The organism is Pseudomonas sp. Marseille-P9899 (assembly GCF_903166565.1).
Taxonomy (GTDB): Bacteria; Pseudomonadota; Gammaproteobacteria; order Pseudomonadales; family Pseudomonadaceae; genus Aquipseudomonas; species Aquipseudomonas huaxiensis.
The window spans coordinates 1,073,577-1,088,035 of the sequence record NZ_CAESCG010000001.1; the positions used below are offsets into that span (position 1 = coordinate 1,073,577).

Below are 14,459 nucleotides of genomic sequence, written 5' to 3' on the forward strand. Positions count from 1 at the left end.
AGTCGAGGGCAAAACAATGACAACAGTTAAGAACGCCTGGATGAGCGCCATCTTCATGGCGGGTCTGATGAGCGCAGGGGCGGTCATGGCCCACGGCAACGTGACGCCGACGGCGGTCAATACCGGGAACCTGGAGAAGCTGGGTGAAGAATGGCGTACGGAAAACCCGTACCGCACGGGCAAGAACCACGATGAAGCCTTGAGCATCGGTGCGTCGGCCTATAACCAGAACTGTGCGGCCTGCCATGGCCTGGAAGCCAAGTCCGGCGGTATCGCACCTGACCTGCGCATGCTGGACGAAGGCGCGGTGGGTGATGAATGGTTCGTCGAGCGTGTACGTCACGGCTCGGTCCGCGACGGTCGCGTGTACATGCCGAAAATGGCGGACTACCTGAGCCAGGAAGCGCTCTGGGCAATCCGTACTTACCTCGACAGCGTGCACGTCGAGGAGTGATGCCATGGGCCGGGTGCCGTTCCTGCTGATGGCGCTGCTCGTCGGCGCCCCGGCATACGCCCTGGATCCGGGCCCCGACCCGGTGCCCTCGGTGATGTGGGAGTTTTACCGAAAACAATGGATTGGCGATGAACCTTACCGCTTCGACGAGCGGATCAAGGTCGTCGCACCGCCGTTCGCCGAGGACGCCCGGCAGGTACCGCTGCAGATCGATGCACGCGGCCTGCCGGGGAAGGTCAAGCGCATGCTGGTGTGGGCTGAGCTCAACCCGATACCGAGAATTGTCGATTTTGCACCAGGGCCGGAAGTACTGCCTTGGCTGGCGATCCGTGTGCGCATCGAACAGGCCACGGCGTTGCGGGCTGCGGTGCAGACCGACGATGGCGTCTGGCATGTCGGCTCGACCCTGATCGAAGCCGCCGGTGGTGGTTGTACCGCGCCCAGCGTGGCGCGCAGCCAGCCCGGTTGGGAGCAGCGGCTGGGCCAGGTGCTCGGTGGTCGCTACCCGCGCGAAGACTACAGCCGCCTGCGCCTGTCGGTCTCGCACCCCATGGATAACGGCCTGATGGCCGGGATTCCGGAATTCTTAATCGAACACGCCGAACTGTTCGACGCCCAGGGCCAGTCGCTGGCGACCCTGGAACTGTTCCCGGCCGTGAGCGAAAACCCCAGTCTGTCGTTCGACCTGCGCCGTCCGGGCCCGGTACGCCTGAGCCTGCGTGACAACAACGGCAATGCGTTCGACGCCGCTATCGAATGAGGTCGCTGATGCGTGCTTTGTTGTGCCTGTTGAGCCTTGTCAGCCTGCCGAGCCTGGCGGAGCTGGACTACCGACTCGAACCGCGCCAGGTGGCGGCGGACACTTACGTGCTGGAAGGCAGCACCGACAATTTCTCCCGCGACAACGGCGGCAACATCGTCAATACCGGGTTTATCGTCAGTGAGGACGGCGTCGTGGTGATCGACAGCGGCCCCTCGCTGCGCTATGGCCAGGCCCTGCGCCAGGCCATCGGCAAGGTCACCGACAAGCCGGTGGTGCAGGTGTTGATCACCCACCATCACCCCGACCACGCGCTGGGCAACCAGGCGTTCGCCGACGTGCCGATTGGCGCCTTGCCGGGCACCCGCGAGCAACTGGAGAAAGAGGGCGACGCCCTCAGCGAGAACATGTACCGCATGGTCGGCGACTGGATGCGCGGCACCCAGGTGCGCCTGCCGGACCAGACGTTGCAGCCGGAAGTGAAGACCTTTGGTTCGCATCCCTTGAAGCTGCTGGCGTTCAGTGGGCACAGCGGCGCGGACCTGGCGATTCTCGACGAAAAGACCGGCGTGCTGTTTGCCGGTGACCTGCTGTTCTACCAGCGCGCCCTGACCACCCCGCACAGCCCGGGCTTGAACCAGTGGGTCGATGACCTGCAACAGTTGCAGCGTCTGCCGTGGAAAGTGCTGGTGCCGGGACATGGCCCGGTCAGCCACGACCGCGCGCCGTTCGACCAGATGGTTGATTACCTCGGCTGGCTGGACGACCTGCTACGCGACAGCGCGGTGCATGGCCTGGACATGAACGAAGTGATCGCGACGCCGATTCCCGAGCGCTTTGCGTCGGTCAAGCTGAGCAAATACGAATTGATTCGCAGCGTGACGCATCTGTATCCGCGGTATGAAAAGGCGGTGATGAGTCGGGTGGAGCAGTGATTCCATACCCCGTTTTGACGATGCCCAGCTAATCCGGCCCCCGTATACCTCTCAGGGTTATTTACCTAGAGGTAACCGCTGTGAAACAAGCTCCCCCTTATGTACCCGGCCATCAGTTGCTGGCCGGCAAATCGGTGTTGATCACCGCCGCCGCCGGCGCCGGGATCGGTTACTCGGCGGCCCGGCGCAGCGCCGAGGAAGGCTGCCGGGCGCTGATGATCTCGGACATCCACCCGCGCCGTCTGGAGGAAGCGGTCGAACGCCTGAAGGCGGAAACCGGCCTGCAGGCGATCTACGGTCAGTTGTGCAATGTTACCGTCGAAGCCGAGGTCCAGGCCCTGGTCGACGCCGCCGAACACCAGCTCGGCGGCGTCGATGTGCTGATCAACAACGCCGGCCTCGGCGGCCAGAAAACCGTGGTCGAGATGAGCGACGAAGAATGGTCGCGGGTGCTTGACGTGACCCTCACTGGCACCTTCCGCATGACCCGCGCCATCCTCCCGCACATGCAGCGGCGCGGCGCCGGGGCCATCGTCAACAACGCCTCGGTGCTCGGCTGGCGCGCGCAGAAGGAGCAGGCCCATTACGCCGCAGCCAAGGCCGGGGTCATGGCGCTGACCCGCTGCAGCGCGCTCGAAGCCGCCGAACACGGCGTGCGGATCAACGCGGTGTCGCCGTCCATCGCCCTGCATGACTTCCTCAAGAAAGCCTCCAGCGAAGAACTGCTGGCCAGCCTCGCCGGGCGCGAAGCCTTTGGCCGCGCGGCGGAAGTCTGGGAAGTGGCCAATGTGATGATGTTCCTCGCCAGCGACTACGCCTCGTACATGGTCGGCGAAGTGCTGTCCGTCAGTTCGCAACAGGCCTGAGGAGTCCGCCATGAGCCATACCTTCAGCAGTGCCCAGGCGCTGCTCGACGCCGAGGGCCTGGACCTGGGCCGTACCGCGTGGCTGCAGATCGAACAGGCGCGCATCGACCTGTTCGCCGAAGCCACTGGCGATCACCAGTGGATTCACGTCGATCCCGAGCGCGCCGCCAGCGGGCCGTTCGGCGTGTGCATCGCCCACGGCTACCTGACCCAGTCGCTGGCCAACCTGTTCCTGCCACAACTGATGACCCTGGAAAACATGGCCATGGGCGTCAACTACGGCTCCGACCGCGTGCGCTTTCCGGCGCCGGTGCGGGTCGGTGCGCGGGTGCGCGGGCATGGCGTGATCCTGCGCGTCGAGTCGTTGGGCGAGGCGGTGCAGGCGGTGGTCCGCGTCAGCGTCGAAATCGAGGGCGAAAACCGCCCGGGCTGCGTGGTCGACACCATCAGCCGCTACACCTTCAATCCTGTTTGAGAGAGCCCGTCATGAGCCTGAATGAAGTCGTAATCGTTGCCACGGCGCGTACCGCCCTGGCGAAATCCTTCCGTGGATCCTTCAACGACACCGAGGCCCCGGTGCTGGGCGGCCATGTGGTGCGGGCGGTGGTGGAGCGCGCCGGCATCGAGGCTGACGCGGTCGAAGACGTGATCATGGGCGCGGCGGTGCAGCAGGGCACCCAGGCCTACAACATCGGCCGCTTGTGCGCCTACACCGGCGGCCTGCCGGACAGCGTGCCGGGCATGGCCCTGGACCGCATGTGCGCGTCCGGCCTGATGAGCATCGGCGTGGCGGCCAAGGGCATCATGGCCGGGGAAATGAACATCGCCATTGGCGGCGGCGTGGAATCGCTGTCGCTGACCCAGACCAAACACAAGAACACCTACCGCGCCCAATCCCAGGCGGTGCTGGAAGTGATGCCGTCCGCCTATATCCCGATGCTGGAAACCGCCGAAATCGTCTCGCGCCGCTACGGCATCAGCCGCGCCGCCCAGGATGACTACAGCCTGCAAAGCCAGCAACGCACCGCCGCAGCGCAGCGGGCCGGGCTGTTCGATGAAGAGATCGTGCCGCTGGCTGCTGATCGCCTGCTCTTCGACAAGGAAGGTCAGCCGGCTGGCCACGAGCGGGTGATCGTCGGCCGCGACGAGTGCAACCGGCCCGCCACCACCTTGGACGACCTCGCTGCGCTCAAGCCGGTGTGGAAAGACGGCAAATGGGTCGGGCAGGGCGAGTTCATCACCGCCGGCAACGCCTCGCAGTTCTCCGATGGCGCCGCCGCCAGCCTGCTGATGAGCAGCGCCGAGGCCAAGCGTCGTGGCCTGACACCGCTGGGCATCTACCGCGGGATCGCCGTGGGCGGCTGCGGGCCGGAAGAAATGGGCATCGGCCCGGTGGTGGCGATTCCCAAACTGCTCAAGCGCTTTGGTCTGGGTGTCGCGGACATCGGCCTGTGGGAAATCAATGAAGCCTTTGCCTGCCAGGTCCTGCATTGCCGGGATGCTCTGGAGATTCCACCGGAGCGCCTGAACGTCAACGGCGGCGCGATTGCCATCGGCCATCCGTTCGGCATGTCCGGGGCCCGAATGGTCGGGCATGCGCTGCTGGAAGGCCGGCGGCGCGGGGTGAGGTATGTGGTGATTGCCATGTGCATTGGTGGCGGGATGGGGGCGGCGGGCCTATTCGAGCTCCCCTGACTGCAGTCGCAAGTTGCAAGCTGCAAGCGGCAAGAAAAAGCGGTCCTGCATCACCGCTGCATTTGCTTGCAGCTTGTCGCTTAAAACTTGCAGCTCACCCGGCTAAGCCATTTGGACGATGCCCCCGCGACCACCCGGTCAGATGATCCGCTGACAAGAAAAAACCAGAGGATCACCCGATGAAGCCTGCACCGTGCCCGCACCTGTCGTCATGGAGTCCGTCATGCGCAATCTGATCGGATACGCCATGAGCGCCATCGTCATCGCCGCCGTCGCGTTGGCTTTCTCTCCACGCCCGCCAGCGCCGCTGGCGGTTTCGCAGATCAACGCCGACCGCGTCCAGGTCAATGCCTTGTTGGCCGACGGCCCGCAACTGCTGGGCGTCGGCGAACGCGGCACGATCCTCACCAGCAATGACGGCGGCCTGTCGTGGCAGGCCCGCCAGGTCGGCGGCGAGCGTGAAGCAACGCTGACCGCAGTCACCGCCCTGGCGCCCGGTCTGCTGATCGCGGTCGGTCATGACGGCTGGATCCTGCGCTCCACCGACGGCGGCCAGCAATGGCAGGAAATGCACTACGACGCCGAACTGGGCGAGCCGCTATTGGGCGTCTGGAGCAGCGACGGTCAGCACGTGGTGGCCTACGGCAGCTACGGCAAATACCTGGAATCCAGCGACGCCGGCCAGCACTGGAGCGCCCGCGAAATGCCCGGCGACGGCGCGCATTTCAACGGCCTGGATGGCGGTGCCGACGGCCGGCAGATGCTGGTCGGCGAGCAAGGCCTGGTGCTGCGCTCCAGCGACGCCGGCAAGCATTGGCAGAGCCTGACGCCGTTCTACAGCGGCTCGCTGTTCGGCGTGGTGCGGTTGTCTGCCGAGCGCTGGCTGGCCTACGGCATGCGCGGCAACGTGTTTCTCAGCAGCGATTTCGGCGAGAGCTGGAAGCCGGTCGATGTCGGCAGCACTCAACCGATCTACGGTCACGCCCTGTTGCCCGGCAATCAGGGCCTGGTGCTGGTGGGCGCCGGCAGTCGCTTGATCCGCCTGGATGCCAAGGGCACTCTGCTGGACAGCTCGCAGCGCATGGGCCTCGGTACCCTGACCTCGGCGCTTGTGCTCAATGCCCGCCACCTGCTGGTGGCCGGCGAGCGCGGGGTGTTCCAGGGCAGTGGCGACAATGCGCTCGCCACCGTGAAGTAAAGCCACCTTGATGACCCGCCTGGCGTTTCCCGTGCGCCAGTGCCGGCGTGCTGCTCCACCACAATAAAAACACTGTTGCGGGCTCCGGGGGGCCGGGCCCGTTGGGGGATTGACCATGCAAACCGTGATGCCCAACGCCCGGGTCCTGGACGCAATGGGGCTGGAGCTGGCCGAGTACGAGCGGCTGATCGGCAACATGTACGACGCGGCAATGGATACCCGCTGCATGACCGAGTCGCTGCAACAGGTCCGCGCCTTGTTCCAGGCCAATTTCGTCACCCTGATCCTGCGGGTGGCGGACGAGCCGTTCCTGTCACCGATGATGGTCGCCGGCGATATCGAACTGGGCGAGGGCGGCGTCAACCATTACGCCTACTACGCGAAATCGACCCTGTTCGACCGGCTGCCCACCGACCAGGTGTTCACCATCGACGACCTGATGACCGAGGCCGAATGGCTCGGCTCGTCGTTCTACCTGCTGTACTGCGAGCCTTACGGCTGCCACCAGATGCTCGGCGTCGATATCAGCATGCCGGACGGTGGCATCCTGCGCCTGCGGATCAACCGCACCCGCGAGCAAGCGGGCTTCGGCGAGACCGAGCGGGCCATGTGCGCGATGCTGATCCCGCACCTGCGCCGGGCCCTGCACATGCATTCGCTGCTGGACCGCAGCGAGTCGCTGGGCAGCCTGTATTGCCAGACCATCAGCCGCCTGGCAGTCGCCACCATCGTGCTCGACGAAAGCGGCAGCGTGCTGCAACTCAACCCGGTGGCGCGGGAAATCCTCGACAGCAATGACGGCCTCAAACTGGTGGGCGGCCGGCTGGAAGCGACCTACCCGAGCGACAACCGCGAGCTCAGCCGGCTTGTACGCAATGCCTTCACCCGCGCGAAACAGGGGGAGGGCAACCGCCAGGGCGCCGAGGCGATGTCGGTGTCGCGACCGTCCGGGCAGGTCAACCTGGGCGTGGTGGTGGAGCTGATCCCGTCGCAGGAACTGCTGGAAGGCAAGGGCAAGCCGACAGTGATGGTCTATGTGCGCGATGCGGTGGGCAAATCCCTGGTCAGCACGGTGGTGACCTCGCAGCTCTATCACCTGACGCCGGCGGAAACCGCGTTGGCGCTGGAACTGGCCAACGGCCTGTCGCTGGAAGAAGCGTCGGAGCTGCTCAATATTCGTCGCAACACTGCCCGGGCGCATTTGCGTTCGATCTTCTCCAAGACCGGTGTGCGGCGGCAGACCGAGCTGGTGCGGATCATGCTCAACAGCGTGGTGGCGCTGGGTCAGCCGGGGACGCTGCCGTTGCCGGCTAGCGTGGTGTGAGCGGCGTTGTTGCGGATGTGGGGCGATCGCCTGAGAAAAGCCGATCAACGGTCACCGTTACCGCTGAAAACTGTCATTTTTGTCAGTAGTTGAGTGTCTGGATATCTCCCATATTGATTTCGTCTACCAGCGGACAGCGTCCATTGGCGCGCTGTCTGGTTCCGTCTGGTCACGGCCATCGAACCTGGGAGACCACCATGAAGTCTGCGATTTGCTTGTTGTTGCTTGCTTTGCTGGGTACTCAAAATGCTGCACTGGCTACAGAAGACCTTCAAGGCAATACCGCCGGTTCACGTAACGACGGTGGTGACGAAATCATCCTGCAAGGGTTTCACTGGAACTCCAGCCGTGTTCCGGGCCAAAGCTGGTACGCGATCCTGGCGGCCAAGGCTGCAACAATCGCGCAGGATGGCTTCACCGCAATCTGGATGCCACCGCCCTGGCGAGATGGCTCCAAGTGGGCGGATGCCGCGTCGGGTACCTCGGGCGGCGGCGAAGGGTACTTCTGGCAAGACTTCAACAAAAACAGTCAATACGGCAGTGATGACCAGCTCAAGCAAGCCGCAGCGGCGTTGAACAAGGTCCACGTCAAGCCGATCTATGACGTGGTTCCCAATCACATGAACGGCAATTTTCCGGGCCAGGAAGTTCAGCTACCCAAAGGGCAGAGTTTCTGGCGCGACGATTGCCAGCCCGTCAGCCAATGTGATGACGGCGAGGGGTTCATGACGGGAGACGCCGACCTCAATACCGCCAATCCGCGTGTGTTCGAGATGTTCAAGGATGAGTTCGCCAACCTGCGGGATCACTACGGTGCGCAGGGGCTGCGCTTTGATTTTGTCAAAGGCTACGCGGCCGAGCGTGTCGACAGCTGGATGCAAGGGTTTGGCACCCAACGCTTCTGCGTGGGTGAGCTGTGGAAGGCACCGAACGAATACGCCAGCGATGACTGGCGTAGCAAGGCCAGTTGGCAGGATGCCTTGAAGGACTGGTCGGATCGCGCCCATTGCACGGTGTTCGACTTTGCCTTGAAGGAGCGCATGCAAAATGGCGCACTCGCCGACTGGCGCCATGGGCTCAACGGCAATCCTGACCCACGCTGGAGGGAGGTAGCCGTCACGTTCGTCGACAACCATGACACGGGCTATTCGCCAGGGCCCAATGGCGGGCAGCACCATTGGGCCCTGCCTGAAGAGCGCCGCAATCAAGCGTATGCCTACATCCTGACCAGCCCCGGCACACCGACCGTGTACTGGCCAGACATGTACGACTGGCCACGGGGCGAGCTGATTCGCAAGTTGATCAGGATTCGTCGCGACGCCGGTGTCAAAGCCGACTCGGCCATTTCGTTTCTGGGCAACTACTCCGGATTGGTCGCCAGGACCACCGGAAGCAAAGGCACGCTGCTGATTGCCCTGGGATCAAACCTCAGCGCTGCAGGTTCTGGATTCACCTCAGTGCTCGATGCCGACGATGGTCAAATCCGGGTGTGGCGGTCTGCGCAGTCCCACGCTGGTGTCGAGGTCACCTTTATCTGCAATCAAAGCGTCACTCAACCTGGCGAAAGCGTCTACGTAGTGGGCACTGGTGCGGAACTGGGTGAGTGGAAGCCTGCACATGCCATTCGCTTGACCGATACGAGTGCTTACCCAAGCTGGAAGGGGGTAGTCCGTGTACCGGATCAACAGAAGCTGGAGTGGAAGTGCATGGTGCGCCGGGAGGCCGACGCCAACAGCGAGCCGCGTTGGCAACCGGGTAACAACAATGTGCTGACGGTTGGGGAAGGAGCCAGCAGCACCGGCAGCTTTTGAACGATGGATGCCAAATGGGCCGCCCCACCACAGGGGCGGCTCCCCACCCCCTTACCACCCAAAATGCGTTAGTCCGCACGGACGATGCTGTCGCCTCCGGCGCCTGCCGATACTGGGCTCCCCGCTATCGGTATTCCAAGGAGAACAACAATGACCGGCAGTAACCTGGCCCCCCGTGGCCTGGCTTCGTGGACTTTTGCGGCCCTGCTTGGCTGCACCGCCATCGCCCCCGCCAGCGCCGCCCCTGAAGACGTGCCGCGCCTGGGCACCGAGCTGACCTGCCTGGGTGCCGCCAAGAGCGGTAACGCCGATGGCAGCATTCCAGCGTATTCCGGCAAGTGGCTGGGTGTGCCGCCTCAGGTGGACTTCAAGGGCACCGGCAACCACCCGATCGATCCGTACCCCGACGAAAAGCCGCTGTTCGTCATCACCGCCGCCAACCTGGCGCAGTACGCCGAGCAGTTGTCCGACGGCCAGAAAGCCCTGTTCAAGCTGTACCCGGCCACCTTCAAAATGCCGATCTACCCCAGCCACCGGGATTTCCGCCCCAGCGACACGGTGTGCCAGGCCACCAAGGAAAACGCCGCCATCGCCAAGCTGGTGGACGACGGCGAAGGCGTGGTCGGCAAGACCGGCGGGACGCCGTTCCCGGTACCGCGCAGCGGCCTGGAACTGCTGAAAAATGCCTCGACCTTCACCCTGCGCGCCTGGACCGAGGAGTACATCTCCGACAACGCCTACGTGCTCAAGGACGGCAACATCAACTGGGGCCGCGTGCATTCGCGCAACCTGGCGCCGGCGCTGGAACCGGGCCGGATCGGCGATACCACCGGCAACTCATCGTTCTACCTCAACGAAACCCTGCTGCCGCAGCGCGACAAGGGCGAGATCAACACCGGCACCGAGTTCTGGAACGACAAGACCGAGCCACGCCAGGCCTGGCGCTATGACCCCGGCACCCGCCGCGTGCGCCAGTCGCCGGGCTACGGTTTCGACATGTCGTTCCCGGGCAGCGGTGGCTCGATCACCGTCGACGAAGTGCGCCTGTTCAACGGCTCCGGCCAGCGTTACGACTGGAAGATCGTCGGCAAGCGCGAGATGTACATCCCTTACAACGCCTACCGCCTGCATTCGCCGCAACTCAAATACGCCGACCTGCTGACTCCGGGGCATATCAACCCCGATGCCATGCGCTACGAGCGCCACCGCGTGTGGGAACTGGAAGGCACCCTCAAGCCCGGTTATCGCCACCTGTACGGCAAACGCAAACTGTACATCGACGAAGACACCTGGTTCCCGATGCTCGCGGACAACTACGACAACCGTGGCGAGCTGTGGCGCACCTCGATGGTCAACTACTTCTACGCCTACGAGTCCTTCGGCCAGCAGGCCGGGGTAGGGCTGTACCACGACCTCAACGCCGGCAGCTACCTGGCGTTCAACCTGATCAACGAACAGCGCAACGGCTACCAGTTGAACAAGCCGGGCTTCAGTCCGAAGGATTTCGGACCGGAGGCGGCGCGGCGTTTCGGGCAGTGATCGCCTGATTTCCAAGGGCCTCATCGCCGGTTTGCCGGCGATGAGAACGCTGCAAAACCGCCTAGTCCAATTGGAGGATGAAGCCCCTGGCGCATCTGCCCAATCATGGCGGTCATGAATTCACCCATTCAGAAAGGGGGTATTAGCCGACCCCCAGGTTTTCACCCGAGGACAACAACAAAATGACCAAACTCGCTGAAATCTCCCTCGACAATGCCCAGCGCACTCACCGCTATGCGCGCGGCTGGCATTGCCTGGGCAACGCCGCTGACTACCGTGACGGCAAGCTGCACACGCTGAACATCTTTGGCACTCGTCTGGTGGCGTTTGCCACCAGCGAAGGCAGCATCAGCATCCTCGATGCCTATTGCCCGCACATGGGCGCCGACCTGTCCCAGGGCACCATCGAGAACGACCGCGTGGTGTGCCCGTTCCACCACTGGAAATACGACACCGCCGGCAAGTGCGTCGAGATCCCGTACTGCAAGCGCATCCCGCCGAAAGCCAAGACCCGCGCCTGGCTGACCTGCGAAGAAAACAACCTGCTGTTCATCTGGAACAACCCGGAAGGCAAGGCGCCGAGCGAAGGCGTGGTCATCCCGCACCTGGACGTGATGGACAGCCCGGACTGGATTCACGACTGGAACATCGACACCATGCTGATCGAGACCAACCCGCGCGAGCTGGTCGACAACCTGGTGGATGCCCAGCACTTCGGTCCGGTGCACGGCACCCCGACCAAATTCTTCTCCAACATCTTCGAAGGCCATATCGGCCACCAGATTTTCCACGGTGACTCCGAGCGCCTGGGCGGCGACCTGATTGCCGAATCGGCCTACTACGGCCCGGCGACCCACTTCACCCACCTCAGCTCGATGTTCGGCGAAGTGCGTATCCACGCCATCCTGCTCAACAGCCACGTGCCGGTTGGCCCCAACAGCTTCGAGCTGCGCTTTGGCTGCATGGTCCAGCGCGTGCCGGGCTGGACCGAAGAGCAGAACCAGGAAGTGGCCAAGGCCTACGTCATGGGCAACCGCGCCTCGTTCTACCAGGACGTGGACATCTGGAAGCACAAGATCCGTATCGACAAGCCGGTGCTGGCCGAGACGGATGGCCCGGTCTACCAGTTGCGCGAGTGGTATGAGCAGTTCTTCACCGACGAAGAGCAGGTGCCGGCGAGCATGGCCGAGCGTCGCGAGATCGTCACCGTCGATGAGCGTTGAGTGACCCCAGGGCCCGCCGCCACGCTGGCGGGCCTGACCGAACCACAGGTCCGGAGAATGCCGACAATGAAAATAAAAAGCCTTCTTGCCTACAGTGTTCCTTTTTCCATTCTGTTTTTCGTGGTGCTGACGGTGCTGGTGTCGGTGCCACCTGAGCCACGCAGCGTCAAGGCCTGCCGACAGATGCCGGGTTGCGTCAGTGTGGTGGCGTCGTTTCAGGGGTGGCCGAGTTTGCGATAGGTTGTTGTTTTGGGTGTTTGAGCTGTGAGCTGACCTAGTGCCAGGCGATGAGCCCGTACATGACAGCGGGTAACCACCGATTTGTTCTTGATCCAGCTCTTGCTTTTGCTCTTCATGCGCGCAAGTTCAGACGCCACAAGGTGCGACGTCAGGAGGCCGAGTGGAGGTGTCTGAAGGGGCAGGTGCGCAGCACCCTTCGGCGCAGCCGAAGACGCGAGATGTAGACTTGCTTGCAAGTCGTAGGCCGCGTGGCCCCGCAAGACACCGGAAGGAGGGGACCCGGAGCGCAGCGTAGGGCCGGATGCAGGAGCGAGCGGTTTTCGTCTATTTTGCCAAGACAAAATGGACCCGCCGTAGAGGCGGAAGGGGCCGGCAGCCTCGCCACATCGAATGGATAAGCTCACAGCACCCAAGCCAAAACCCCAAAAAAAAGACCGCGACCAGCCCATCGCCAGCCGCGGCCAAGCGGGAATCTCACTGCTGCAGCACGCTGGCCTGGTTGCCAGTCCCGAACTGCTGAAGGGTAGCGGTCTGGTTCATGCCACTCTGGTCCACCGTCGCCTGGTTGGCCGTCCCGCCCTGGGTGACATAGGCGACATTGACCCCATCGGTCTGCTTGATACTCGCCTCGTTGCCCTGCCCATAAAGCTGCCAGGTGTAGCTCTGGTTACCGCTGCCGCTCTGGTCGAGGGTCACGCTGTTGCCACTGCCAGTACTGCTGCCGGTGGCGTAGTTGAGCGTGCCGCGCTGGTCGGCGATCAGCAGGTTGTCGCTGCCGTTCTGTTCGAAATACAGCTCGTTGTTGCTGTCGGCCTGGTCGATCCGCGCTTCGTTGTCCGTGCCGTTCTGGTTGAGGCGGGCCAACTGGTTGCCGCCGTTCTGGGTCAGGTTGGCGCTGTTGCCGGTGCCGTTCTGGTTGAGCTGGGCTCGTTGCTGGGTGCCGAACTGGCCGCCCAGACGCTCGCCTTTCCAGTTGCTGGCGAGGATACGGTTGCCGCTGCCGGTGGAGTTGACGCTGAGCTGGTGGCCGTCGCCGCTCTGGTAGCTGAAGCCGACGTTGCCTGAACCGGTCTGGTACAGGGTCGCCACTGATTGCAGCGATTCGAATTGATCGACGTAGAAGGCGTTGAGGTCGCCAGCCTGGATCACGCTGGCCAGGTTGCTTTCGCCGAAGGTCTGGTCGACCACGGTTTCGTTGGTCTGGCCGTACTGTGCGACGTTGGCCTGACTGGAAACCTGGGTGTCCTGCCAGACTTGCACGCTGTTCCAGCCGCCGCTCTGGCCGATATTGACCTCGCCACCCTGTCCCGAGCTCTGCTCGCCGTAGGCCCAGTTGCCTTCGCCGGACTGCTGGATGTTGATCTGGCCGTTCTCGTGGAGCATGTGTTCGGCGGCGCTGTAGTTGTCGTTGCCCATTTGCAGGGTTTGCGACTGGTTGGCGACGCCGCTGAACAGTTGCTCGGCATAGGCGCGGTTGCCATTGCCGAACTGTTGGGTCACGGCCTGGCTGCCTTCCTGGGTGTCCTGGTAGATGAAGGAGAAGTTGCCGCTGCCGGACTGGATCTGCGTGGCCTGGTTCTCGTAGCCGATCGACTGGCTGGCGTGGGTGGTGTTGAGGCTGCCGGTCTGCTGCTGGTTGATCTGGCTGCCGGACTCGAACAACTGCTCGGCGTAACCGGCGTTGTACTCGCCCAGGTGCTGCTGCAGGATTTGCCCGGTGGCGCTGTCCTGCAGGCTGGCGGCGTTGTTGCCCAGGCCAGTCTGCTGTTGGTTGCTGGTGCTGTTGGGCGCAGCGAGTTGTTTGACCTCGGCGATGTTCTCGGTGCCGAGCTGGTTCTGGTTCGATACGCTGTCGTCGGCCATGGCCTGGCCGGCAAGGGCCAGAACAATGGCGGCGCTTAAAGGAGCGAGCTTGAACATGGTGATGCCTCCAGGGTTTAGCGGTATTGGTTGACGGACACGTTCTGGCCATTGCCGGCCTGGACCACCGCGCTTGAGAGCCCGGTGCCGGTCTGCTGGATGGTCGCGTTGTTGCTGTTGCCGGCCTGGGATATCTCGGCGCGGTTGTTGCTGCCGTTCTGCACGATGGCCGCCTGGTTGCCCTGGCCTTGCTGGCTGATGGCAGCCATCAGGTCAGCGCCCTGTTGCAGGATCCAGGCTTCCTGGGCGCTGCCGGACTGGACGATGGTGCCCAGCAGGTTCTGCCCGTTCTGCTCGATGGCGGCCCGGTTGAGCTGGCCGTTCTGTTCGATCAGCGCATGCTGGCCTGACGGTGCCATCTGCGGCAGCAGCGATTCGCCAAGGTCGACGCCGGGTGCCAGGTCGGCGTTGTCCATCAGGTCGTCGGCTTGCGTGGCCTGGCCGAGCAGGGCCAGGCACAGCAGCAGTGGGGTCAGGCGCGGCATGCGGCGATC

13 protein-coding genes are annotated in these 14,459 nt (G+C 63.6%); 11 read left to right on the forward strand and 2 right to left on the reverse strand.

Annotation, left to right across the window (positions count from 1 at the left end; translation table 11 throughout):
- Positions 1-16 precede the first annotated feature (16 nt).
- From pedF to HWV67_RS04920, 11 genes are all read left to right on the forward strand, one after another.
- The gene (pedF, locus tag HWV67_RS04870; protein ID WP_095153540.1) at positions 17-454 is read left to right on the forward strand and encodes a cytochrome c-550 PedF; all 438 of its coding nucleotides are present in this window, start codon (positions 17-19) and stop codon (positions 452-454) included.
- Between the two features lie 4 nt (positions 455-458).
- Positions 459-1,214, forward strand: coding sequence for a quinoprotein dehydrogenase-associated SoxYZ-like carrier (locus tag HWV67_RS04875; protein WP_175650167.1), 756 nt, complete (start codon positions 459-461; stop codon positions 1,212-1,214).
- 8 nt (positions 1,215-1,222) lie between these two features.
- A complete protein-coding gene (locus tag HWV67_RS04880) occupies positions 1,223-2,149 on the forward strand; it encodes a quinoprotein relay system zinc metallohydrolase 1 (protein ID WP_175650168.1) in 927 nt (308 codons plus the stop codon).
- 80 nt (positions 2,150-2,229) lie between these two features.
- Entirely contained in the window at positions 2,230-3,015 is a 786-nt protein-coding gene (locus HWV67_RS04885; protein WP_175650169.1) for an SDR family oxidoreductase, read from the forward strand.
- A gap of 10 nt (positions 3,016-3,025) precedes the next feature.
- Complete coding sequence (locus tag HWV67_RS04890; RefSeq protein WP_175650170.1) at positions 3,026-3,490, forward strand: MaoC family dehydratase; 465 nt, start codon at positions 3,026-3,028, stop codon at positions 3,488-3,490.
- An 11-nt stretch (positions 3,491-3,501) separates the two neighbouring features.
- Complete coding sequence (locus HWV67_RS04895) at positions 3,502-4,710, forward strand: acetyl-CoA C-acyltransferase (RefSeq protein ID WP_175650171.1); 1,209 nt, start codon at positions 3,502-3,504, stop codon at positions 4,708-4,710.
- 223 nt (positions 4,711-4,933) lie between these two features.
- Positions 4,934-5,908, forward strand: a complete 975-nt coding sequence (locus tag HWV67_RS04900) for a WD40/YVTN/BNR-like repeat-containing protein (RefSeq protein ID WP_175650172.1) — start codon at positions 4,934-4,936, stop codon at positions 5,906-5,908.
- A gap of 115 nt (positions 5,909-6,023) precedes the next feature.
- Positions 6,024-7,232: a helix-turn-helix transcriptional regulator gene (locus HWV67_RS04905; RefSeq protein WP_175650173.1), complete on the forward strand. Its 1,209-nt coding sequence runs from the start codon at positions 6,024-6,026 to the stop codon at positions 7,230-7,232.
- A 197-nt stretch (positions 7,233-7,429) separates the two neighbouring features.
- Complete coding sequence (locus HWV67_RS04910) at positions 7,430-9,043, forward strand: glucan 1,4-alpha-maltotetraohydrolase domain-containing protein (protein WP_175650174.1); 1,614 nt, start codon at positions 7,430-7,432, stop codon at positions 9,041-9,043.
- Positions 9,044-9,193: 150 nt separating this feature from the next.
- Positions 9,194-10,582 (forward strand): DUF1329 domain-containing protein, encoded by a 1,389-nt coding sequence (locus HWV67_RS04915; protein ID WP_175650175.1) that lies wholly within the window; start codon positions 9,194-9,196, stop codon positions 10,580-10,582.
- A gap of 182 nt (positions 10,583-10,764) precedes the next feature.
- Entirely contained in the window at positions 10,765-11,805 is a 1,041-nt protein-coding gene (locus HWV67_RS04920; RefSeq protein WP_110972952.1) for a Rieske 2Fe-2S domain-containing protein, read from the forward strand.
- Positions 11,806-12,519: 714 nt separating this feature from the next.
- Here the strand turns inward: HWV67_RS04920 and HWV67_RS04925 are convergent.
- Complete coding sequence (locus HWV67_RS04925) at positions 12,520-13,965, reverse strand: curlin (protein WP_175650176.1); 1,446 nt, start codon at positions 13,963-13,965, stop codon at positions 12,520-12,522.
- Between the two features lie 17 nt (positions 13,966-13,982).
- Positions 13,983-14,450 (reverse strand): curlin, encoded by a 468-nt coding sequence (locus tag HWV67_RS04930; RefSeq protein WP_175650177.1) that lies wholly within the window; start codon positions 14,448-14,450, stop codon positions 13,983-13,985.
- Between the last annotated feature and the right edge of the window lie 9 nt (positions 14,451-14,459).

What these genes read in the sequence shown, in the direction of transcription:
- HWV67_RS04930 (WP_175650177.1), bottom strand. Translation starts at nt 14,450, where the DNA reads ATGCCGCGCCTGACCCCACTGCTGCTGTGCCTGGCCCTGCTCGGCCAG.
- HWV67_RS04875 (WP_175650167.1), top strand. Translation starts at nt 459, where the DNA reads ATGGGCCGGGTGCCGTTCCTGCTGATGGCGCTGCTCGTCGGCGCCCCG.
- HWV67_RS04900 (WP_175650172.1), top strand. Translation starts at nt 4,934, where the DNA reads ATGCGCAATCTGATCGGATACGCCATGAGCGCCATCGTCATCGCCGCC.
- HWV67_RS04915 (WP_175650175.1), top strand. Translation starts at nt 9,194, where the DNA reads ATGACCGGCAGTAACCTGGCCCCCCGTGGCCTGGCTTCGTGGACTTTT.
- HWV67_RS04895 (WP_175650171.1), top strand. Translation starts at nt 3,502, where the DNA reads ATGAGCCTGAATGAAGTCGTAATCGTTGCCACGGCGCGTACCGCCCTG.
- HWV67_RS04910 (WP_175650174.1), top strand. Translation starts at nt 7,430, where the DNA reads ATGAAGTCTGCGATTTGCTTGTTGTTGCTTGCTTTGCTGGGTACTCAA.
- HWV67_RS04925 (WP_175650176.1), bottom strand. Translation starts at nt 13,965, where the DNA reads ATGTTCAAGCTCGCTCCTTTAAGCGCCGCCATTGTTCTGGCCCTTGCC.
- HWV67_RS04920 (WP_110972952.1), top strand. Translation starts at nt 10,765, where the DNA reads ATGACCAAACTCGCTGAAATCTCCCTCGACAATGCCCAGCGCACTCAC.
- pedF (WP_095153540.1), top strand. Translation starts at nt 17, where the DNA reads ATGACAACAGTTAAGAACGCCTGGATGAGCGCCATCTTCATGGCGGGT.
- HWV67_RS04880 (WP_175650168.1), top strand. Translation starts at nt 1,223, where the DNA reads ATGCGTGCTTTGTTGTGCCTGTTGAGCCTTGTCAGCCTGCCGAGCCTG.
- HWV67_RS04905 (WP_175650173.1), top strand. Translation starts at nt 6,024, where the DNA reads ATGCAAACCGTGATGCCCAACGCCCGGGTCCTGGACGCAATGGGGCTG.
- HWV67_RS04890 (WP_175650170.1), top strand. Translation starts at nt 3,026, where the DNA reads ATGAGCCATACCTTCAGCAGTGCCCAGGCGCTGCTCGACGCCGAGGGC.